General features: G+C 66.6%; 15 protein-coding genes. 11 read left to right on the plus strand and 4 right to left on the minus strand.

All coding sequences use genetic code 11. From position 1 onward, the window contains the following. The first annotated feature begins 60 nt into the window (after window positions 1–60). The 11 genes from ACIRA7_RS02070 (at window position 61) to pdeM (ending at window position 17,162) form a co-directional block, all read left to right on the plus strand. Window positions 61–930, plus strand: a complete 870-nt coding sequence (locus ACIRA7_RS02070) for an SPFH domain-containing protein (protein ID WP_396219133.1) — start codon at window positions 61–63, stop codon at window positions 928–930. Window positions 931–948: 18 nt separating this feature from the next. Continuing rightward, window positions 949–1,155 (plus strand): Arc family DNA binding domain-containing protein, encoded by a 207-nt coding sequence (locus ACIRA7_RS02075; RefSeq protein WP_396219134.1) that lies wholly within the window; start codon window positions 949–951, stop codon window positions 1,153–1,155. Between the two features lie 18 nt (window positions 1,156–1,173). Continuing rightward, window positions 1,174–2,799, plus strand: coding sequence for an alpha/beta hydrolase family protein (locus ACIRA7_RS02080; RefSeq protein WP_396219135.1), 1,626 nt, complete (start codon window positions 1,174–1,176; stop codon window positions 2,797–2,799). A 152-nt stretch (window positions 2,800–2,951) separates the two neighbouring features. Then, window positions 2,952–5,525: a zinc-dependent metalloprotease gene (locus ACIRA7_RS02085; protein ID WP_396219136.1), complete on the plus strand. Its 2,574-nt coding sequence runs from the start codon at window positions 2,952–2,954 to the stop codon at window positions 5,523–5,525. A 180-nt stretch (window positions 5,526–5,705) separates the two neighbouring features. Continuing rightward, window positions 5,706–8,300: a zinc-dependent metalloprotease gene (locus tag ACIRA7_RS02090; RefSeq protein WP_396219137.1), complete on the plus strand. Its 2,595-nt coding sequence runs from the start codon at window positions 5,706–5,708 to the stop codon at window positions 8,298–8,300. 132 nt (window positions 8,301–8,432) lie between these two features. Beyond that, window positions 8,433–10,328: a serine/threonine-protein kinase gene (locus ACIRA7_RS02095; RefSeq protein WP_396219138.1), complete on the plus strand. Its 1,896-nt coding sequence runs from the start codon at window positions 8,433–8,435 to the stop codon at window positions 10,326–10,328. Window positions 10,329–10,393: 65 nt separating this feature from the next. Then, a complete protein-coding gene (locus tag ACIRA7_RS02100) occupies window positions 10,394–11,299 on the plus strand; it encodes a pirin family protein (protein WP_396219139.1) in 906 nt (301 codons plus the stop codon). A gap of 53 nt (window positions 11,300–11,352) precedes the next feature. Further along, window positions 11,353–12,369 carry a ligase-associated DNA damage response exonuclease gene (locus ACIRA7_RS02105; protein WP_396219140.1) on the plus strand — a complete coding sequence of 339 codons (1,017 nt, stop codon included), beginning with the start codon at window positions 11,353–11,355 and terminating at the stop codon, window positions 12,367–12,369. Further along, window positions 12,366–13,970 (plus strand): ATP-dependent DNA ligase, encoded by a 1,605-nt coding sequence (locus ACIRA7_RS02110; protein WP_396219141.1) that lies wholly within the window; start codon window positions 12,366–12,368, stop codon window positions 13,968–13,970. The genes ACIRA7_RS02105 and ACIRA7_RS02110 overlap by 4 nt, the downstream gene beginning before the upstream one ends. Further along, a complete protein-coding gene (locus tag ACIRA7_RS02115) occupies window positions 13,963–16,494 on the plus strand; it encodes a ligase-associated DNA damage response DEXH box helicase (RefSeq protein ID WP_396219142.1) in 2,532 nt (843 codons plus the stop codon). Before ACIRA7_RS02110 ends, ACIRA7_RS02115 begins: the two co-directional genes overlap by 8 nt. Further along, window positions 16,491–17,162, plus strand: coding sequence for a ligase-associated DNA damage response endonuclease PdeM (gene pdeM, locus ACIRA7_RS02120; RefSeq protein WP_396219143.1), 672 nt, complete (start codon window positions 16,491–16,493; stop codon window positions 17,160–17,162). The genes ACIRA7_RS02115 and pdeM overlap by 4 nt, the downstream gene beginning before the upstream one ends. A 227-nt stretch (window positions 17,163–17,389) precedes the next feature. On the opposite strand, the gene ACIRA7_RS02125 is transcribed toward pdeM, so the two are convergent. Genes ACIRA7_RS02125 through ACIRA7_RS02140 form a run of 4 tightly spaced genes read right to left on the minus strand, consistent with a single transcriptional unit; the run spans window position 17,390 to window position 22,163 of the window. Next, window positions 17,390–17,755: a hypothetical protein gene (locus ACIRA7_RS02125; protein WP_396219144.1), complete on the minus strand. Its 366-nt coding sequence runs from the start codon at window positions 17,753–17,755 to the stop codon at window positions 17,390–17,392. Next, the gene (locus tag ACIRA7_RS02130; protein WP_396219145.1) at window positions 17,752–19,218 is read right to left on the minus strand and encodes an HD-GYP domain-containing protein; all 1,467 of its coding nucleotides are present in this window, start codon (window positions 19,216–19,218) and stop codon (window positions 17,752–17,754) included. Before ACIRA7_RS02130 ends, ACIRA7_RS02125 begins: the two co-directional genes overlap by 4 nt. Further along, window positions 19,215–20,918, minus strand: coding sequence for a HEAT repeat domain-containing protein (locus ACIRA7_RS02135; protein WP_396219146.1), 1,704 nt, complete (start codon window positions 20,916–20,918; stop codon window positions 19,215–19,217). The genes ACIRA7_RS02130 and ACIRA7_RS02135 overlap by 4 nt, the downstream gene beginning before the upstream one ends. Before the next feature lie 24 nt (window positions 20,919–20,942). Then, entirely contained in the window at window positions 20,943–22,163 is a 1,221-nt protein-coding gene (locus tag ACIRA7_RS02140) for a serine hydrolase domain-containing protein (RefSeq protein WP_396219147.1), read from the minus strand.

Below are 22,163 nucleotides of genomic sequence, written 5' to 3' on the forward strand. Positions count from 1 at the left end.
TGCGTAAGCCGATACTGAAGTGATATCACTTCAATACCAACTCCCAACGAGGCTCCCATCATGTTTCGCGAAGTCGAGGCCCGCCCCTCCCCCGGCCTGCTCATGGCCGTGCTCGTGTTCGCCCTTCTGCTCGGCGGTGCCTTCCTGTTCTACCTCGGCGCCCGCTACGAAGAGGGACGGTTCGCCATCGGCGGTATCCTCCTCCTCACCGCCGGGGTCGTGGCCACGCCCGGGTTTTTCACCGTCGCCCCCAACGAAGGCAAAGTCCTGACGCTCTTCGGGAAGTACAAAGGCACCGCGAAAACGCCCGGACTCTGGTTCACGAATCCGTTCATGACCAAGACCGCCATCTCGCTGCGCATCCGGAACTTCGAGACGAACAAGCTCAAGGTGAACGATGCCCGCTCCAATCCCGTCGAGATCGGCGCCATCGTGGTGTGGAAGGTGATCGACACCGCCGAAGCCACCTTCGAAGTGAACGACTACGTGCAGTATGTCGCCGTGCAGAGCGAATCGGCGGTGCGCGCCCTGGCCTCGTCGTATCCGTACGATCACCACGGCGACGACGCCATCGCACTCAGCACGCACCCGACGGAAATCTCCAAGGGACTGCTCGAGGCATTGCACGACCGGCTCGGCAAGGCCGGTGTGGAGGTGCTCGAAGCGCGCATCAGTCATCTGGCCTACTCCCCGGAGATCGCGGCCGCGATGCTGCAGCGTCAGCAGGCCAGCGCCATTGTTGCCGCGCGGCAAACCATCGTGGAAGGCGCCGTCGGCATGGTGGAAATGGCGCTCGACGCCCTCTCCGCACGACAGATCGTCACCCTCGATGACGAGCGCAAAGCCTCCATGGTCAGCAACCTGCTCGTGGTACTCTGCTCGGATCGCGCCGCGCAACCGGTGGTCAACACCGGCACGCTGTACTCCTGAGTACGGGGGCGGCAGCTCATGGCTGAACGCAAGTCATTCCTCATTCGCGTAGACCGCGATGTGCTCGACGCCGTCCAGCGGTGGGCCAACGATGACCTGCGCAGTCTGAACGGCCAGATCGAGTTCCTGCTGCGACACGCGCTCCGCCATGCCGGACGCGTGTCACCGCAGGCCCCGGCTGACCGCAGTATCCCGGTCGACAATGTCGATCATGAGTCCTCCTAACTCGTACCACACGCCGCCGTGCTCCACATCATCTTCAAACGCTCGCGTCGCGCCGGCGTAATTGCCCTGCTACTGGCGGCGATCGCGCTGTTCCTCGGCACGGTGCTTGCAACCACCGCTCGCGCACAAACCGCCCCCGCCGCGCCCGCCTACCACTTCGTGTATCTGCGCAGCATCGATACCCTCGGCACCGAAGTGATCACGCCGGGTCCGTCGTCGATCGTGGGGCTGCTCACCATGCGCGGCGCCCCCGTCATCCGATGGGAACAGCACCATGCGAATACCACCCCCGGTCGCCTCACCCTGTCGATCTTCGCCCCCGGCGCTCCGACCACCGGGCTGCCCACGCAGAACGTCGTGGTGAACATGGTCGGCGACAGCGCGAAGCTCACCATCTCGGCCAACGGCACCACCAGTGAACAGGCGCTCCTCAGTGCGAACGGTGCCGTCGCCCTGATCGGCAACAGCGTGCTGCACACCGCGCTGATGGCCGACCATGCGCGTGGTGCGAAGATGGCCACGCTGCCGGTGTTTCTCACCAGCGGCGGCCGCACGATGACCGCCACCGTGTCCCAGCAGGGCGACACCACGGTGTTCTCCCTCGCGGGAATGGACGTGCGCATGCTGTGGGATCCGAACGGCGGCCCGCGCGAGATGATCATTCCCGCGCAGAATCTGCGCGTCGTGCGCACGACGGCCGCCGCGAGCGTCTCGAGCGCACCCGTGAAGATCGACTACGGCGCTCCGGCCAATGCGCCGTACACGGCCGAAGACGTGATCATTCCCACGACGCGTGGTTACACACTGGCCGGCACCCTCACGCGGCCCAAAGGCGCGACGAAAATGCCCGCCGTCGTCACCATCAGCGGCAGTGGCCCGCAGGATCGCGACTCGCGCATCAGCATCGTGCCGAACTACGCCCCCTTCCGGGATATTGCCGACACCCTCGGCCGTCGCGGCATCGCCGTACTGCGCGTCGACGATCGTGGCGTCGGCGCCAGCGGCGGCGCCTCGTCACGCGCCAATGCCACCAGCGCCGACTTCGCCGACGACGTCGCGTCGGCCGTCGCGTATCTGCGCACGCGCGCCGACATCGACGGCACGCGCATCGCCCTCGCCGGTCACAGCGAAGGCGGCTTCATCGCCCCGATGGTCGCCGCCAAGGATCCCGCCGTGCGCGCCATCGCCCTGCTGGCCGGCCCCGCGTACAACGGTCGTCGCATCCTCGAGTTCCAGAACGAGAACGGCATCAAGGCCGCTACACAGCTCACCGACACGCAGCGCGATTCGCTCCGCCGCATCGTCCCGAAGGGGCTCGATTCCCTCGCCGCCGCCAACGCGTGGATGGGCTTCTTCATGCGCACCGAGCCCTCCGCCGCGCTGCGCCGTGTCAAGCAGCCCACGCTCGTGCTGCAGGGCGACACCGACCAACAGGTCACCCCCGAGCAAGCCGACTCCATCGTTACCATCCTGAAGGGAAGCGGCAACACGCGCGTCACCATGCGCCACTTCCCCGCCACCAACCATCTGTTCCTGATCGACCCCAGCGGCGCGCCCGCGGGCTACACCGCGCTCAAGGACACGCACGTGCGGCGTGAGGTGCTGGGCACGTTGGCGGATTGGATGGTGCGGGTCATGAAGTAGGCTCTGTAACAGCAAACTCCCCCCTGCTTACTAGGGAGTTCGCCGTTAGGGACCACTTATCAGCGAACCGCCCCAACGCGCTGCTAGTTTGTGTCTGCCGGCGCGTCACCACGCGCCCTCGGGCAACGTCCCCTCCCTGAGAACACAACTGCATGCGACACGCTTCATTGTCGATCGCCGCCGCCGGCCTCGTGCTCGGCGCCTGCGCCCCGAAGCCGACCCCCGCCCCCACCCCCGCGCCGACGCCGGCCCCCGCCGCCGCACCGCTCGGTCGTCCCGGCGGCGCGCCCAATCAGGGCGGCGCACAGGGTGGCGGCCAGCCCGGCGCCCAGGGCGGTGCCAACGCCGCGCAGGATCCACAGCCGCGTCCCTACGCCACCGTCATCACCCCGCGCGCCATCACCAAGAGTGGCGTGTTCAAGGTCCACTCCGTCGGCAGCCGCTTGTACTTCGAGATCCCGCGCGCGGAACTCGGCAAGGATTACGTGATCGTCAGCACGCTCGCCGGCACGCCCGATGAAATCGGCATCCGCGGCACGCAGGGCGGCAACAACCTCGTGCGCTTCGAACGTCGCGACAATCGCATCTTCGTGCGCGAAGCCGATTACCGCGACATCATCGCCGATACCGCGTCGTCGCAGCGTATGGCCGCTGAACTCATCGGCGTCACCAAGATTCTCGCCGCGCTCAACATCGAAGCGTATGGCGCCGACAGCTCGGCCGTGGTCGAAGTCACGCGCATGTTCACCGGCGGCGTGGCCGAATACACGGCGCTCGGTCGCCGCGCCACGGTCGATGCGGCGCGTTCGTACATCGATCGCTTCGCGGCGTACTCACGCAACGTGAACGTCACCGCCGTGCAGAGCTTCACGCCGCAGGGCGGCGCGCCCGGTGGTCCCGGCGGCGGCGGTGCCGCGGCGGCCGCGACGGCGCCCACCACCGAGAAGTACACCTTCTCCATCGCCAAGCTGCCCGATGTCCCCATGCAGCCGCGTCTGCTCGACGATCGCGTGGGCTATTTCGGCGTGCAGCAGCGCGACTTCTCCGGCGCCACGCAGCGCGTGGAAACCAAGCGCTACATCTCGCGCTGGCGCCTCGAGTGCTCCGACAAGAAAGTCGGCAATCTCTGCGTCCCCGTGAAGCCGATCACGTACTACCTCGACCCCGCCACGCCGGCGTGGATCAAGCCGTGGATCAAAAAGGGCATCGAAGACTGGCAGGTGGCGTTCGAAGCCGCCGGCTTCTACAAGGGCATCGTCGCCGCCGAAGCGCCCGCCAACGATCCCGACTTCTCCGGTGAAGACGCCACCGTCGCCATGGTGCGCTGGCTCCCGTCGTCCACCGAGAACGCCGTGGGGCCGAGCCTCAAGGATCCGCGCACCGGCGAAATCATCGACGCCGACGTGCAGACGTATCTCAACGTCATGAATCTCGGGCGCTCGTGGTACTTCACGCAGGTCGGCCATCTCGACAAGCGCACGCACAAGTTCCCGTTCCCCGATTCGCTCGCCGGCCGGTTGCTCGAGTACGTGACCGCGCACGAAGTGGGACACACGCTCGGCTTCCCGCACAACTTCAAGGCGAGCTCCATGTACCCCGTGGACTCGGTGCGCTCGAAGACGTGGGTCGCCAAGAACGGCCACACGCCCACCCTCATGGACTACTCGCGCTTCAACTACGTGGCGCAGCCGGAAGACGGGATCGCGCTCGACGACCTCATCCCGAAGGTCGGTCCGTACGACAAGTACGCCGTGATGTGGGGCTACTCGCCCATTCCAAACGCCAAGACGCCGGAAGCCGAGAAGGCCACGCTCGACAAGTGGTCCAAGATGCAGGACACGATTCCGTGGTACCGCTTCGCCAACGACGGCGGCGCGCAGGGTGCCGATCCGGGTGAGCAGTCGGAAGCCGTGGGCGACGCCGACGCCGTGAAGGCCACCACGCTCGGCGTGAAGAACCTCAAGCGCACCATGGCCATGCTCGAGTCGGCCACCGCGTGGAAGGAGGGGAGCACGTACGACGATCTCGAAGAGATCTACGGCCGCACCGTTGGACAGTGGGCCACCGAAATGGGCCACGTGGCGCGTGTCATTGGTGCCGAGTACAAGCAGGAGAAACTGGTGGGCCAGAAGGGTGTCGTGTGGCGGAACGTGGAACCCAAGCGCCAGAAGGACGCGCTCCAGTTCCTGCTCGACAACGCGTACACCACGCCCACGTGGCTGCTCGACGAGAGCATCCTGCGCAAGATCGAATCCAGCGGCAGCTTGAACCGCGTCGGCAACGCGCAGGCACGCTCGCTGGCGTCGGTGGTCAGCAACGATCGCCTCGCCCGCATGGTCGAGCTGGAAGCGATGGCCACGTCGAAGAGCGAGGTGTATCCGGTGGCCGATATGCTCACCGATCTCCGTCGCGGCTTGTGGAAGGAAATCGAAACCGGTGCACCGATCGATGCCTTCCGTCGTCGTCTGCAGCGGGTGTACCTCGAAGCGATGGCGAGCAAGATCAACCCGCCCGCCGCGTCGGCGGCACCGCAGGCGCCGGGCGGCGCCCGTGGCGCACCGGCTCCGGTTACCACGGCCGACTTCCGCCCGATCCTCAAGAGTGAAATGCGCGCGCTCGACGCCGATCTGGCGGCAGCGATCGCCAAGACGTCCGATCGCATGAGCAAGGCACATCTCGAAGACGCGCGCGACCAGATCGCCACCATGCTCGACCCGAAGCACTGAGTTCATCGGGAATGATGGGTGAACGGCGGCGTGTCCCTCGGGGCACGCCGCCGTTTGCACATCGTATGCCACCATCGGGAAACCATTCGTGGTTACTCGCCTCTGGTCGAGCAGTCCCCTAAACTCAAGCTGTTCCCGCCGAGTGTGCGGGCGTCCCCTCCCCCTTTCCGATCACGTCCAATGCGCTTTCGCTCACTCCCGCTGGCCGCGGCAGGGCTCGCGCTCGCCGCGTGTCAGCCAGCCAAGAAGCCGACACCCGCACCGACGCCTGCCGCCCGCCCCATCGCCCAGAACGGCGCCCCCACGCCGGGTCAGCCCGCGCCGGGGCAGCCCGCGCCAGGGCAGCCCACGCCGGGGCAGCCGCCCGCGGGTGGCCCGCCGGCCGGACTCGCCGGTCTCGCCGGCGCCGCCGGTGGCGCACAGGGGGAGCCCGCCCCGCGCCCCTACGCCACGGTCATCACGCCGCGCGCCAAGTCGAAGACCGGTGTCTTCGGCGTGCACCAGGTCGGCTCGCGTCTGTATTTCGAAATCCCCGCCGCCGAAGTGGGCAAGGACTTCGTGATCACGACCGTGCTGGCCGGAACGCCCGCCGGCATCGGCATCAACGGCACGCTGGGTCCCGACCGCGTGATCCGGTTCGAGCGCCGCGACAACCGCATTCTCGTGCGCGACATCAACTTCAACAACGTCGCCACCGACAGCACGCTCTCCACCCGTCGCGCGATGTCGCTGATCGAGTTCTATCCGATCATCGCCGCCCTCAACGTGGAAGCGTACGGCAAGGACAGCGCCGCCGTGATCGAAGTGACGCGCATGTTCACCGGCGGCATTCAGGAGTTCGCCGCCGGCGGCCGCCGCGCCGCCGTCGATGCCTCGCGCTCGTACATCGAGAAGTTCGCGGCCTTCGCGCGCAATGTGAACGTGACCGCGACGCAGACGTTCACGCCGCAGGGCGGCGGTGGGCCCGCCATTCCTGGGCTCAACCTCAGCGGTGCGCAGGCGACCACCGAAGCCTATACCTTCTCGATCGTGCGTCTCCCCGACGTGCCGATGATGCCGCGGTTCATGGACGCGCGCGTCGGCTTCTTCGGCGAAACCAAGACCGATTTCGGATCGCCCGAGCAGCGCGTGCTGCCGCGTCGCTACATCTCGCGCTGGCGCCTCGAGTGCTCCGATCAGAAGGTCGGCAATCTCTGCGTGCCCAAGAAGCCCATCACGTACTACGTCGACCCGGCCACCCCCGACTGGCTCAAGCCGTGGATCAAGGCCGGCATCGAAGAGTGGCAGGGCGCCTTCGAGCAGGCCGGCTTCGCCAAGGGCATCGTGGCCGGCGTCGTGCCGAACGATCCCGACTTCTCGGGTGAAGACGCATCGGTGGCGATGGTCCGCTGGCTGCCGTCGCCGGTGGCCAACGCCGTCGGACCCAGCACGGTCGATCCGCGCACGGGCGAAATCATCGACGCCGATGTCCAGATGTATCACAACATCATGGACCTCCAGCGCGAGTGGTACTTCGCACAGGTGGGCCACCTCGACAAGCGCGCCCAGACCTTCCCGTTCCCCGATTCCCTCATGGGACGCCTCGTGCAGTTCGTCGCCGCCCACGAAGTCGGCCACACGCTCGGCTTCCCGCACAACATGAAGGGCAGCTCGATGTACCCGGTCGACTCGATCCGCAGCAAGACGTGGGTCGCGAAGATGGGACACTCGCCCTCGATCATGGACTACGCGCGCTTCAACTACATCGCGCAGCCCGAAGACGGGATCCCGCTCGGCGATCTCGTGCCCAAGGTCGGTCCCTACGACATGTTCGCGGTGAAATGGGGCTACTCCCCGATCGCCGGGGCGAAGAAGCCGGAAGACGAGAAGACCACACTCGACACGTGGGCCCGCATGCAGGACTCCGTGCCCTGGTACCGCTTCGGTGGTGGACAGGTCGATCCGGGTGAGCAGTCGGAAGCGATCGGTGATGCCGATGCGGTGAAGTCCACGCGCCTCGGCTTCAAGAACCTGCGTCGCATCGTGGACCTCGTCGTGCCTGCGTCGACCGCCGACAAGACCGCCGATTACTCCCTGCTGCGCACCACGTACGGCGGCGTGCTCGGACAGTGGGCGACCGAAGCCCAGCACGTCACGCGCGTGGTCGGTGGCCTCGACAAGCAGGAGAAGGCCGTCAGCCAGAGCGGACCGGTGTGGACGATGGTGCCGCGCGCACGGCAGAAGGACGCCGTCAAGTTCCTGAACGACGAGGTGTTCACCACGCCCACCGCGATGATCAAGCCGGACATCCTCCGCAAGATCGAATCGGACGGCAACATCAACCGCGTGAGCGGTGCCCAGGCCCGCACCCTGTCGTCGCTGGTGCAGAACGCCAAGCTGCAGCGCATGGTGGAGTTCGAGGCGATGGCCACGAACAAGGCGCAGGTCTATTCGCTGGGCGAGATGCTCACCGACCTGCGGAAGGGGCTCTGGAGCGAGATCTACACCGGCCAGCCGATCGATGCCTATCGTCGTCGCCTGCAGGCCACGTACCTCGAAGCGATGGCCAGCAAGATCAAGCCGCCCGCCCCGAGTCCGCAGGAAGCGGCGCTCGCCGCGGCATTCGGGCAGGCCGTCGTGAACACGCGCGATTTCCGCCCGTTGCTCAAGGACGAGATGCGTACGCTCGATCGGGAGCTGGCGGCGGCGGTGGGTCGCGCCGGTGACCGTACGACCCGCGCGCACCTCCTGGACGCGCGCGACCAGATCAAGGCGATGCTCGATACGGACAAGTAGTCCGGATTCTGGAACGTCGAAGGTTTGGAGGGACAACGGGGTGGTCGCGCAGGAAGCGCGGCCACCCCGCCGTCGTTCCAGCGCGCGGTACGACTGCAACCGAAACAAGCGCGCGCACGTACTTTTCCGCACATGTCATTGCTCGCTGATTCCGCCCCCGGCGATATCGCCCCAGTCCGATCCGCCCTGCGCGGCCAGTACGAGATCCAGCGCGAGCTCGGGCGCGGCGGCATGGGTATCGTGCTGCTGGCGCGCGACGAGCGCCTCGACCGCCTGGTCGCCCTCAAGGTCTTGCCTCCGCAACTGGCCGAGCACGGGGAGACGAAGGAGCGCTTTCTGCGGGAAGCCCGGATGGCGGCCCAGCTGTCGCATCCGAACATCGTGCCGGTGTACCGGGCCGACGAGATCAACGGCTTCGCCTTCTTCGCCATGGGGTTCGTGGAAGGGGAGACGCTCGGCGAACGGATCCGCGACCGCGGGGCACTCCCCGCCGCCGATGTGGTCCGGGTACTGCGCGAAGTCGCCTGGGCGCTCGCCTACGCGCACGCCCGCGGCATCGTGCACCGGGATGTGAAGCCCGACAACATTCTGATCGAACGCGGCAGCGGCCGGTCGGTCGTGACCGACTTCGGTATCGCCCGGTCGGACTTCAACCCGGCGCTCACCCAAGACGGATACGTGCTGGGCACGGTCCATTTCATGAGCCCCGAACAGGCCAGCGGGGAATCGCTCGACGGCCGCAGCGACCTGTATGCGCTGGGGTGCATCGGCTTCCTCGCGCTCAGCGGACGGCTGCCGTTCGAAGGGACGGCGCCGCAGGCGATCCTCGTCGCTCACGCCACCAAGGAGCCACCATCACTGCGATCGGTGGCGCCCGCCGTGCCACCGGCCCTCGCCGCGGTGATCGACCAGTGCCTCCGCAAACGGGCCGACGACCGGTTCGCCAACGGCGAGCAGCTGGCCGATGCGCTCGGCAAGGCACTCCAAGCGGTGGAGAGTGCCGCCCGTGACGAGACCGGCCAAACCGCGCTCTCCAGCGACGATGCCATGCTGATCTGGCGGCGCGCGGCAGAGCTGCAAGCGGAAGCGGCGGCGCGATTGGAGTCACGCATGCGAGCGACCGCCGGTAGCAAACAGCTGGTCGCGACATCAATGGCACCGGTAGGATCACCAAATGGCGCAACAGTAGCTGAACAGAGTACGGTCAGTGACGTAGCAGCGCCGACCGATTCCTATCGACTGCGCGATGTCGAGGCGGCCGCCGTTGAAGCCGGCATCTCACAGCGCTACGTCGCGCTCGCCCTCGATGAGCTCCGCGCATCACCGAACGCGGTGCAGCGTGCGCAGCCGATACCGAAATGGAAGGAAGCCCTCGCCACGCGAATCCTCGGCACGACCCAGCGCACGCTTTCGGTGACGCGACGCTACTCGGCGTCACCTCGCGCCGTACTGCAGGTGCTGGGTCGGTCGCTGCAGGCGGTACCGTGGTCACTGTCGCTACGCGATACACTGGGGGGACACCCTCTCGATGGTGGCGTGCTGGTGTTCGAGCTTCCCGCGATGGTCGACGGCAACTACAAGTGGACGTGGACCCGATACGGGGTGTACGTCCCCGAGCTACGCGTGTCGCTGGCCCCGGCACCAGGGAGTGCCAAGGCCAGCGAGGTCACCATCCACGTGAGTCTCCGGGAGGGGCTCACGGCCAACATCGCCGGCTACAGCATCATTGCCAGCGGCGGCGGCTCGTTGAGTGCTTTCATCGGCGCCCTCATTGCGAAGAAGGCCATGCTGCTGACTGGTGCCGCCCTCGCCGGCCCCGCCTTGGCAGGAGGACTCCTGGTCGGTGTCGCCTTGCTGGCGTTCGCCGGCCCGCTCTACCGCTGGGAGATTCGGAAGGCTGAGGCTGAGTTGCAGGCGGCACTCGCGTCGGTCGACGCGGCACTCCGGTCCATCGACATCTTCGGCGACGCGCCAACGCCGCCGCTACCGCGGCCCCACGACGCCGGCGCCGACCTGCTGATGCTCTAGGGACGCCGCTTGTTTTCTCTTATTACTGAGATACTTTACGGGTATCCCAACGCCGAGCCAATCTGATGTCCATCCGTCCCGTCAAGCGAATCGTCCAAGCCCAGCCCACCATGGAGGGCGCCGGCGTGCATCTGCACCGCGCCTTCGGCTTCGGTGAAACGGCCGAGACCGACCCGTTCCTCCTCTTCGACGATTTCCGCAACGACGTGCCTCGGCAGTATCAGGCGGGCTTCCCGTGGCATCCGCATCGCGGCATCGAGACCATCACCTACGTGCTGGCCGGCAACGTGGAGCACGCCGACTCGTTGGGCAACCGCGGCATGCTGGGCGCCGGCGACGTCCAGTGGATGACCGCCGGCAGCGGCATCGTGCACCACGAAATGCCGCAGGGCGATGCGCAGGGACGCATGCACGGCTTCCAGCTGTGGGCCAACCTCCCCTCGTCGCTCAAGATGACGGCGCCGCGGTACCAGGATGTGCAGTCAGAGGCGATCGCCGAAATCGTGGACGACGACGGCACCACCGTCCGCGTGATCTGCGGCGAGTTCTGGGGCAAGCGGGGGCCGGTGGACGGCATTGCCGCCGACCCCTGCTATCTCGACGTGTTCGTGCCCGCCGGTCGCACCAAGTCGCTCCCGGTCGACGCCTATCGCAGCACCTTCGCCTACATCTTCGAGGGGTCCGGGACCTTCCGTCATGCCTCCGACCCGATGGGCGTGCTCACGGAGCGAACGGCGGGCAACGACGACGATCTCGTGCGGGACATGTCGGGCAACCGGTCGCTGGTGCTCTTCGACAGCGGTGACGAGGTCGTGGTGCGGGCCGGCGACCAGGGCATTCGCTTCCTACTGGTGTCCGGCGCCCCCATCAAGGAGCCCGTCGCGTGGTACGGACCGATCGTGATGAATACCCAGGCCGAGTTGCAGGTCGCCATGCGTGAATTGCAGGCGGGGACGTTCATCAAGCACTGACGGTGTTCGACCGTCTGGGGAACCCGCAGCGGTAGCCGGACACTCAGAGGGTGATGTCCTTGCTCACCCCAACGCCCCGCGGGCTCTACTGCGCCGCCGCTGACTGCTACATCGACCCATGGGCACCCGTGCCGCGCGCGCTCATCACGCACGCGCACGGCGACCATCTGACGTGGGGCTGCGAGCGCTACCTCGTGTCGGCCGATGGCGAAGGCGTCTCGCGCGAACGACTGGGCACCTGGTCGTCCGGCCTCGAATCGATCGCCTATGGCGAGACGCGACGCATCAATGGCGTTGCGGTGTCCTTTCATCCGGCCGGACACATTCTGGGGTCGGCCCAGATCCGCCTCGAGTATCGCGGTGAAGTCTGGGTGGTGTCGGGCGACTACAAGACCGACCCCGATCCCACCTGTGCCGCGTGGGAGCCCGTGCGCTGCCACACCTTCATCACCGAAAGCACCTTCGGTTTACCGATCTACCGGTGGCCGTCTCAAGCGCGTGTGTTCGCCGACATCAACGCCTGGTGGACGCACAACGCCAGCGACGGCCACGTGTCGCTGCTGTACGGCTACGCACTGGGCAAGGCGCAGCGCATGCTCGCCGGGCTCGATCCGACCATCGGCCCCATTCTCACGCATGGTGCGGTGGAGCGCATGACCCAGGTGTACCGCGACGGCGGCATTCGCATGCCCGACACCACCTACGCGCTAACCGCGAACAAGTCGCCGGCGTGGGCACGCGCCATCGTGGTCGCCCCACCGAGTGCCGACGGCTCCACCTGGGCGCGCCGCTTCGGCAGCACGCGGGCCGCCTTTGCCAGTGGCTGGATGCAAGTGCGTGGCGCACGCCGACGACGCGGCGTGGACACCGGCTTTACGCTCAGTGATCACGTGGATTGGCCGCAGCTGCTCAGCGCGATCAGCGCCACCGGGGCTGAACGGGTATGGGTGACGCATGGATTCACCGGCGCCGTGGTGAAATGGCTCACCGACCACGGGCTCGAGGCGCAGGCGATCGCGACCCGATACGAGGGCGAACGCGATGACGTCACCGCTGACACGGCGTCATGAGACACTTTGCCGCGCTGTACGATGCGATCGATGCCACGACCGCGACCAGCGAGAAGGTGGCGGCGCTGGTGGCGTACTTCCATTCGGCATCAGCGCCGGATGCGGCGTGGGCGGTCGCGTTTCTGTTGGGTCGCAGACCAAAGCGACTGGTGCGCGCACCAGACTTGCGCGCGTGGGCAGCCGAAGCCGCCGATGTGCCGGCGTGGCTCTTCGAAGAGTGTTACGCGCAGGCAGGTGATCTGGCCGAGACGATTTCGCTGTTGGTGCCTGAGCGCGACGCCAGCGACGAGCACACGCTCGCCTGGTGGGTGGAGGAGCGGCTGCTGCCACTCGCACGCATGGATCGTGACGTCCAACGTGACGCGTTGGTGCAGGCGTGGGCGCAGCTCAACGGGACCTCGCGCTTTCTCTTCAACAAGCTGCTGACCGGGTCGTTTCGGGTCGGCGTGTCCGACGGCCTCGTGGTGCGCGCACTCGCGCAGGTCAGCGGGATCAACGCCGAGTCCATCGCGCACCGACTCATGGGGCAATGGGAGCCGAGCGCGTCATGGTTCACGCAACTGGTTGCCACCGAAACGACCGACGCCGACTGGAGTCGTCCGTATCCGTTCTACCTCGCCTATCCGCTCGAGGCCGAGCTCGAATCACTCGGCGCGCCCACCGACTGGCAACTGGAGTGGAAGTGGGACGGGTTCCGCGCGCAGCTCGTGCGTCGTCGTGGACGCACGTTCCTGTGGAGCCGCGGCGAGGAGCTGCTGGCCGATCGCTTTCCCGAAGTCGAAGCGAGCGCCACGTGGTTGCCTGATGGCACCGTGCTCGACGGAGAGCTCTTGGCGTGGCGTGACGGGGCGCCATTGCCCTTCAGCGAATTGCAACGCCGCATCGGTCGCAAGACGGTGGGCAAGAAGCTCTTGGCTGACGTGCCCTGCCATCTGCTCGTGTACGACTGCCTCGAAGCGGACGGCGTCGACGTGCGCAACCAGCCCATGCACGAGCGCCGCGCGCTGGCCGTCTCCATCGTGTCTCGGCTGCCCGGCGGCGCGTCGATCGGTGTGTCGCCGGTCCTCGACGTCACCTCGTGGAGTGCCGCACGTGATGCCCGCGAACGCTCGCGCGAGATGACGGCCGAAGGGCTGATGCTGAAGCGCCGTTCGTCGCCCTACGGCGTGGGTCGCAAAGTCGGCGACTGGTGGAAGTGGAAGGTGAATCCGCTCACGGTCGATGCCGTGCTGGTGTATGCGCAGGCCGGACACGGCCGCCGCGCCGGACTGTTTACCGACTACACGTTCGCGATCTGGGACGGGGATACGCTCGTGCCGTTTGCGAAGGCGTACTCGGGGCTCACCGACGCCGAGATTCGCGAAGTGGACGCCTTCGTGCGTCGCAACACGCTCGAGAAGTTCGGACCGGTACGCACCGTAAAACCGGAGCTCGTGTTCGAGCTGGCCTTCGAAGGCATCCAGCGCAGCACGCGCCACAAGAGCGGTATCGCGGTGCGCTTTCCCCGCATGGCGCGCTGGCGTCGCGACAAGCCGGCCAGCGAGGCCGACACGCTGGGTACGGTGAAGGCGCTGCTCACGTCGGAGCATGCGGGTGAGTGAGGCGGAGGCGCGTCTCGAGATTTGGTTTGCCGCGCGTGGCTGGAGTCCCTTCGCGTTTCAGCGCGAGGTGTGGAGCGCCTACGCCAACGGTGAGTCCGGGCTCATCCACGCCGCCACCGGCACCGGCAAGACGTACGCCGCCTGTATGGGGCCGGTTCTCGAGGCGCTGACGGAGCCGGCGCGGCCGATGGCCATGCGAAAGCGTAGCGATGCTGCGCCGCTACGCGTGCTGTGGATCACGCCACTGCGCGCACTGGCGGCCGACACCGAGCAGGCGTTGCGCGAGCCCATCGAGGCGATGGGATTACCGTGGACGGTCGAGTCGCGCACCGGCGACACATCGGCCGCAAAACGCGCCCGACAGCGCGACCGGTTACCGTCGGCCCTGGTGACCACACCCGAGTCGCTCTCGCTGCTGCTCTGCCGCACCGATCACGAAGCGATCTTCTCCGATCTGCGCTGCGTCGTGGTCGACGAGTGGCATGAGCTGCTCTCCACCAAGCGCGGCGCCCAGGTGGAGCTGGCCCTTGCGCGCCTACGCCGCATCTGCCCGCAGCTGCGCACGTGGGGCGTCTCGGCTACACTCGGCAATCTCGACACGGCCGCCGACACGCTATTGGGCTATCGCCCCGACGGCACCTCGCACGCGCGACGGCTGGTTCGTGGCATCGTGCCCAAAGACACGCAGGTCGAGGCGCTGACGCCGGATACGATGGATCGGTTTCCGTGGGCTGGACATCTGAACACCAAGCTGCTCCCCGAGGTGATGCAGCGCCTCGAGGCGGCACAGAGCGCCATCGTGTTCACCAATACCCGCTCGCAGTGTGAGATCTGGTTTCAGTCGATCATCGCCGCCAACCCGGCGTGGTTCGAATTCACCGCCATTCATCACGGTTCATTGTCGCGCCAGCAGCGCGAAGACGTGGAAGACGGACTCAAGACCGGGCGTTATCGTGTGGTGGTAGCCACCAGCTCGCTGGACCTGGGCGTGGACTTCTCACCGGTCGATCTCGTCATGCAGGTCGGCAGCCCCAAGGGCGTCGCGCGGCTCATGCAGCGGGCTGGCCGGTCGGGCCATGCCCCCGGGCGCGTGTCGCGTGTGGTGTGTGTGCCCACACATGCGTTCGAGTTGGTGGAGGTGGCCGCCGCCCGCGATGCCATGCGTGCCGGCGCGATTGAACGTCGTGAACCCATTGACCGACCGCTCGATCTCCTGGCGCAGCATCTGGTCACGCTCGCGCTGGGTGGAGGATTCACCCGCGAGGGCGTCCTGAAGGAGCTGCGATCCACACGGGCCTATCGTCTGCTCACCGACATCGAGCTGGATTGGGTCATCGACTTCGTCACGCGCGGCGGCAACGCGCTCAAGGCCTATCCCGAGTATGCGCGCGTGCAGCTGGTGGATGGTCGCTACGTGGTGACGGATCGCCGCGTGGCGTCGCGACATGTGCTCAACATCGGCACCATCGTGAGTGACGCGGCCATCGCCGTGCGCTACCTCAAGGGCGGCCGGCTCGGCACCGTCGAAGAGTCGTTCGTGTCGCGTCTCGCCCCCGGTGACAAGTTCATCTTTGCCGGCACGCCACTGGAGTTCGTGCGGCTACGCGACCTCACAGCATGGGTGCGCAAAGCCAAGGGCATCACGGGAGCGATTCCGCGCTGGCAAGGCGCCCGCATGCCGCTCAGTACCGAGCTTTCGCACGCAGTACGCGTGAAGCTCGAGGAAGCGCGACAGGGCGTGTACAGTGACCCCGACATGCAGGCGGTGCAGCCGGTACTCACGCTGCAGGCCGAGCGCAGCATCATCCCGCGGCCGGATGAGCTGCTCATCGAGCGGTGCGAAACGCGCGATGGGCATCATCTCTTTGTGTATCCGTTCGAGGGGCGCTTGGTCCACGAAGGACTCGCGGCGTTGTTCGCGTATCGCATGGCGCAGCTGACGCCGATTTCGTTGTCCTTCTCGTGCAACGACTACGGGTTCGAGCTGCTCGCACCCGACGCGGCACCATTGGAGGAAGCGCTGGAGGCGGGGCTGTTGTCCACGGAGCACTTGCTGCACGATATCACGCACAGTCTCAATGCCGCCGAGCTGGCCCGCCGTCAGTTCCGGGAGATCGCTCGCGTGGCGGGCCTGATTTTCGGAGGGTATCCGGGACAATCGAAATCGGTCAAGCAGATGCAGGCGTCAAGCGGTTTGTTATACGATGTGTTCGTGAACTACGATCCGGAGAACCTGTTAGTGCAGCAGGCTCGCCGTGAGGTGCTCGAGCGCCAGCTCGAATCGAGCCGCTTGGGTCGCGTCCTGCAGCGCCTCTCTGAAAGCATCGTGCGCGTAATCGACGTCGAGCGTCCCACGCCGCTCGCCTTTCCGCTGCTCGTCGACTCCACGCGATCGCGCGTAAGCTCGGAGAAGCTGGCCGATCGCGTGCGTCGCATGACGGTGTCGGCCGAGAAGTCGACGCGATCGGGCACCTCGATGACGTTCCGTGCGCACGAGGGCCGCGCCACCAAGGTGGTGAAGTGACCGATCCGGCGATTCCCACCGGTGCTGTCACGCACACCGTGGCCGGCGAGCACGTGGTGCTCTTACCCGACCGCGCCATCTGGATTCCCGAGCGCCGCATGGTGATCGTGGCGGATCTTCACTGGGGCAAGGCCGCCGCGTTCCGGGCCGCGTTCGTGCCGGTCCCCACCGGCACCACCGCGCGCGACCTCGCGCGACTTACCCGCGTGCTGCACGAGACCGCGGCCACGTCGCTCGTGGTGCTCGGTGACCTCCTGCATGCGCGTGCTGGCCGACACGTCGATACCTTGGCCGAGATTGGTGCGTGGCGCGACGCACACCGCGCGCTCGATATCACGTTGGTGCGTGGCAATCACGATACCCACGCCGGTGATCCGCCGGCCTCCCTGGGCATCACCTGCGTAGATGCCCCCTACGCCATTGGCCCGCTCATCGGCGTGCACGAGCCGCAAGAACATCCCGACGGCTACGTGCTGGCGGGACATCTGCACCCCTACGTGTCGGTGCGCGGTCGCGGTCGTCAGCACGTACGACTCGCCGCGTTCGTCTTCGGCCCACGCGTTGGTGTGCTCCCGGCGTTCTCGAGCTTCACCGGCACCGGCATGTACGAGCGGTCGGAGCAGGATACACTGTTCGTGATCGCCGATCGTGACGTGATCGCGCTGTAGCGGCAGCGAGGCCTGCGGTCTGACTCACCGCGCGTCGCTCGTTGGCAGGATGGTAACTGCCGGAACACGGATGACACCGATCACACAGAACCCACACGGATAAGCAAACAGCGCCAACGTAGCGTATCGCGCACACGGAGCAGATCCGTGTCGTTACCGTGCAATCGGTGTGATCCGTGTTCCGGCAGTTCACGATCCACCGGATCACACAAGCGCGTGTGGATCGCTCAGCGGCGAATCGCCACCCGCCACACCCACCACATCAGCAGCGGCTGCAAGGGCAACCGCAGCCAGAGCCCGGCGATGTACCCAACCGACGCATGGGCAACCCGCGCCTCATTCAGCATGTGAATGTTCGCCGGCAGCACGGCCACGAGCAACGCGATCAATCCCCACGCCGCGGCCACCCGCGTGGCCGGTATCAGTAAGCCAATCGCGCCCAGGATCTCGAACACGCCGCTCACGTACGTCGCCAGCCGCGCATTCGGCACCCACGGCGGTACGATGCGATCGAAGAAGCCCGGCATCACGAAGTGCAGCACGCCGGCGATGAAGAACAGCAACGCCGGACCGATCGCGGCCTTGGGTATCACGTGAGATAGTCCCGGAGCCGTATGCCGAAGCGGTCGGCTTCCTCCGTGCGAATGATCGTGCGCAGGTGCTGTCCGGATGCATCCTTCTCGCACAGATCCAGCACGGTCGCATCGTCCACGGGGTTTTCCCGTGCGTCGAACAGCCTCCGAATCTTCGGGCGCGCGGGCGGCTTCCCCTCCTCACTGGCGGCGACCACGAGCGCGATCTCATTGCTGTCCAGCCGCACGAGCGTCCCGATCGGATAAATGCCCATCATCCCGGTGAAGACCCGCACCAACAGCGGATCGAGCCCGAGTCGCGGATTGTTGTGCATCCCGCGAATGACATCCGCGGCCGACCATGGATTGGGCTGATACACGCGAGTCGAGGTCGCCGCGTCGAAGCCGTCCACGATGGAGACGATCCGGCTGAAGAGCGACATGTCCCGCGCGTGCACCGTGCGTGGATAACCGCTGAGATCGAGGCGCAGGTGATGCTCGTAGGCCACGGTCATGGACCGCCAGGCACGTGCGGTCGAACCGCTCATCGCGAACAGCGCCAGCACCCCTTGCCAGGTGTGTCCCTTCAGCACCGTGAACTCGTCGTCGGTGAGCTTCCCGGGCTTGTTGAGCACGTCGATGGGGACGCGCGTCTTGCCGATGTCATGCATCAACGCCGCGAGTCCCAGATCGAGCAGCTGGAGCTTGGACAACCCGATACGGCGTCCCAATGCCACGGCCAGAATGCAGACGTTGACGCTGTGGACGAACGTGTACTCGTCGAAGTCGCGCAGCGTGGTCATGCCGATCAGGGAGTTGTCATCGATCATGATCTGGTCGATGACGGCCTGTACCGCGCGCTTCGCCTGCCGCAGCGCGGGGGTACGGCCCATGCGGACGTCCGTCATCAGCTGTCGCGTTGCCATCAAGGACTGCAGGAAGGTGAGCCGCGTCCGCTCCTGTGCCGTGCCTTCGTCCCGATCCGTCAGATCGTCGACCGCCGGCTCGATGACGAAGTCCGGCACGCCCGCGCCCTCGAGCTGTGCCACGATCTGTAGCCGACGTTCGGCGGCGAGAAGCCCCGGCGTGGGCGTGAGAAATGCCGACAGGAGCGCGACCCATGCCGCAGGATCGGGGCGGCCCGTGACGAGAACGCCCCCCACGCCCGCCTCTCGGAAACGACCCGACACATGCGAGATTTCGGCGTACGTATCGAGCTGAATGCGCAACCGGGTGCCACTCACGAACACGTAGTCGCCGACACACTGGATTTCGCACCGTTCCGTCGTCTGGAGCAGCTCCGCCACCGACTGATCGAGCGCGACGAGCGCCGCGTTGACCACCGTGCTTTCCCGCGGATACAGGCGGAGTGCCCGCAAGCCCCGATGGAACGACTGCAGCACGTTCCGGGCATGCTCCTGCGAATCGGGGTTATCCGCCGCCGCCGATCGTGGCGGCGGCGTGCCATCGCCGAGCACGCTCATGGCGCACCTCGCATCGCTTGACTCACGGCCCGGCGAACGAGGGCATCGGACGTATCGGCCGCGCGCTCAAGACTGCGCGTCGCCTGCGCCGTGCCGATCAATCCCAGTCCATACGCCGCACACATCCGCAGTTCGGATGATTCCCGGTGACCGAGCAGGTGTCGTCGGTGGAGGATCACGTCGAGCGTGGCGGTAGCCTCGTCGTGGCCGGCGGCCGCCAAGGCCTCGACGAAGGCGCGCTTCTCGCTGAGGTCCGCGCGGCGAAGCACCTTGGCCGCGATCTCCTGCAGGAGTCGCGGAAACGCCGGGCGATAGCGCGCCGCCGTGATGGCCCGGAGCGCCACCATCCGAACATCGCGAAGCTCGTGCCCCACGGCGCTCTGCAGAGCATCCATCGCCTCGGGGGACGCGATCGCCGCCAGCAGCGTGGCCGATCGCTGCTGCGCGAACTCCGCACCTGAACGGAGCAGTTTGGACAGCTGCGCGACCATGGCCGGACTCGCGACCTCGCGAGCGAACAGCAGCGCCCCCCGGACCACCGAATCCCGCGAATCGTCCAGGAGGCGCGGCAACAGGGTCGGCTGGTCGCTCAGCTGGCGTGTGACGATCGCCTCGATCGCGTCGCGAGACGACGTCGGTGGTGCGTCGGCGAACCACACGATCAGCGGAATGAGCGGCTCGTATCCCAGTCCGTCCAGCAGCGTCTCGAGCAGGGCCGGCTCCGCCTCGAACCGTCCTCGCTCAACCGACGCGAGTAGTCCGTTAACGGCCGGCGCGTCATTCATGCGCGTGGCGAGCGCACTGATCGCACGTCGGCTGTCATTGGCGCTCTGCACCCGGGCCAGCACCGCCCGTGCGTCGCGCAGAATACGGACGCCGACCGGGTAATCCTCGGCCGCCACGGCCTTGAGCAGCAAGCCATCGAGGATGTCGCACACCTCGAGCCGTACATCAGCGCTATCCTGCACTTCGAGGATGTCAAACAGACTGTCGAGCACCGCGGAGAATCCGTCGCCCTCGTACTCCTGCCGGATCGCGGCCTGCAAGACCGCGGTCTCCTCTGGCTTGAGAAAGTGCAGCGTCGGCGCCTCATTCTCGAGCGGAATCTGCCACGGCGTGGGCGTATCGCCGAGCGCTGGAGACTCGATCACCTGCGCCGCGGTCGGCTCCCCGGTCACCGGGCGCACCGACGGCGCACCGCCCTCGCCGCTACTCGGGTCGTCAAAGTCCTGCAGCAGCTCGACGTTCCGGTAGGTCAGGAGCTTGAAATCCGCCAACCAGAGCCGAGTAATGAGATCATCGTCGTCCGTGGTGGCTTCCCGCGCCTGCTGCAGAATGTCCAGCAGCATATCCAGCTCTTCCTCTTCGAAACCCGGCTGCAGGTCGATCCGGCGCAGGCCGTCACGGAACAGGAGCCACGGCAGCGCCGCACTGTTCCGCTCATCGTCGCGATACACCTCGCGATCATCCGACCGCAGCTGCTGCTCCGTGATGGTCAGCGACAATTCGTCTTCCTCCAACCAGAACACGCGAAAGGCTTCGCGGGCGTCTTTCCGCGCCTTCGGTCGCATCGGGCTGTTCGGCAGATACATCTGCGACGCCCGATGCGCACGCACGAACGCCCGGATCACGTTCGCGAGATTCTTGCTTCGCGACCGCGCACGCTGCTGTTCCGTTTCGTGAGTTGAATCAGCCGACATCGTTCTCCACTGGTGCCGTGGGGACTACTTCAAGGCGCCCAACAGGCGTTCTACGAATCCATTCACTGAGGCGTTCGAATCGATCCAACGAACCACGGCGACGACATCGTTCACCGGGTCCACGTAGATGATGTTGTTCCCGGCGCCGACATGCACGAAGGCCTGCGGCGGTGCCGCCGGCACGTACTTCCGGTCGGTGTTCACAAACCAGTTCATGTACCCGTAGGTCGGTTGCGCCGGCGTGGGCGTGAGCGCCTTCGTGACCCACGCATCGGAGAGCAACCGCGTGGCGCCCCATACGCCACGGCGCTGCGTGAGCAGACCGAAGCGCGCCATGTCCCAGGCGTTGATCATCATGCCGCCGCCCCAGTGGCCGCCACCGCTCACCGACTGCACCAGTTTGCCGTCGAGGACGATCCACGAGTTGTCGTAGCCGTACCAACGCCACGTGTTCGACGCACCGATCGGCTCCATGATCCTGGTCCGAAGGATCTCCGGCAGCGGCTCACGCCACACCTGCAGCGCCGCCAACGCCAGCACGTTCACCCGCGTGTCGTTGTACTCGTAGGCTGACCCGGGCTCCACGCGCGGGCGCGTCGTCCAGGTGCTGACCTGCTGAGCCGGACGATCGGCCCACTCCGGTTTGCCCCACAAGGTGCCTTCCCAATCGCTCACCTGTCGCAACAGGTGATCCCACGTCAGCCGGCGATTGTGCGGACTGTCGAACGGACGCAACCACTTCGCATCGCCCGGCCAGTCGGCGCCAAGTCCGGTGCCGTTGGGATACGCGCGCAAGATCGGCGGCATCACCTGCGACACCGTGTCGTCTACGCTGCGAATGCGCCCCGCATCGAAGGCCAGCCCCACCACCGTACTCAGGAAACTCTTGGTGACGCTGTTCGAAATCTCGACCGCGTTGGGATCACCCCACGTGGCCACCACGTAGCCTTTGCGGAGAATGACGCCCGTGGCGCCGCCGCGCGGCGCCAGCGGCCCGATGGCGGCCCCAAAGGGCTCGCGACCGAATGTCTGATAGTGATTGAGCTCGAGATCGCGCGGCGTCTTGCTCTCCTTCTCGATGGCGTAGGCGATGGCGTCGGCCAGCTTCACCGAATCCATCCCCATCGTCGACGGCGAGCGGCGTTCCCACGTCCCCGCCGGCGGCACATACGGCGCCGCGGCGGCACTCTTCTTTTGCGCCAGCGCCGGGGCAGTGAGCCCCGACACCAGCGCCGTCACACTCAT

Origin of the sequence: Gemmatimonas sp., from assembly GCF_044376735.1 — a bacterium.
In the GTDB taxonomy this organism is placed as follows: domain Bacteria; phylum Gemmatimonadota; class Gemmatimonadetes; order Gemmatimonadales; family Gemmatimonadaceae; genus Gemmatimonas.

Bases quoted from the DNA above. Each gene is read 5' to 3' on its own strand.
- ACIRA7_RS02070 (WP_396219133.1), top strand. From the start codon at position 61: ATGTTTCGCGAAGTCGAGGCCCGCCCCTCCCCCGGCCTGCTCATGGCC.
- ACIRA7_RS02075 (WP_396219134.1), top strand. From the start codon at position 949: ATGGCTGAACGCAAGTCATTCCTCATTCGCGTAGACCGCGATGTGCTC.
- ACIRA7_RS02085 (WP_396219136.1), top strand. From the start codon at position 2,952: ATGCGACACGCTTCATTGTCGATCGCCGCCGCCGGCCTCGTGCTCGGC.
- ACIRA7_RS02090 (WP_396219137.1), top strand. From the start codon at position 5,706: ATGCGCTTTCGCTCACTCCCGCTGGCCGCGGCAGGGCTCGCGCTCGCC.
- ACIRA7_RS02095 (WP_396219138.1), top strand. From the start codon at position 8,433: ATGTCATTGCTCGCTGATTCCGCCCCCGGCGATATCGCCCCAGTCCGA.
- ACIRA7_RS02100 (WP_396219139.1), top strand. From the start codon at position 10,394: ATGTCCATCCGTCCCGTCAAGCGAATCGTCCAAGCCCAGCCCACCATG.
- ACIRA7_RS02105 (WP_396219140.1), top strand. From the start codon at position 11,353: ATGTCCTTGCTCACCCCAACGCCCCGCGGGCTCTACTGCGCCGCCGCT.
- ACIRA7_RS02110 (WP_396219141.1), top strand. From the start codon at position 12,366: ATGAGACACTTTGCCGCGCTGTACGATGCGATCGATGCCACGACCGCG.
- ACIRA7_RS02130 (WP_396219145.1), bottom strand. From the start codon at position 19,218: ATGAGCGTGCTCGGCGATGGCACGCCGCCGCCACGATCGGCGGCGGCG.
- ACIRA7_RS02135 (WP_396219146.1), bottom strand. From the start codon at position 20,918: ATGTCGGCTGATTCAACTCACGAAACGGAACAGCAGCGTGCGCGGTCG.
- ACIRA7_RS02140 (WP_396219147.1), bottom strand. From the start codon at position 22,163: ATGAGTGTGACGGCGCTGGTGTCGGGGCTCACTGCCCCGGCGCTGGCG.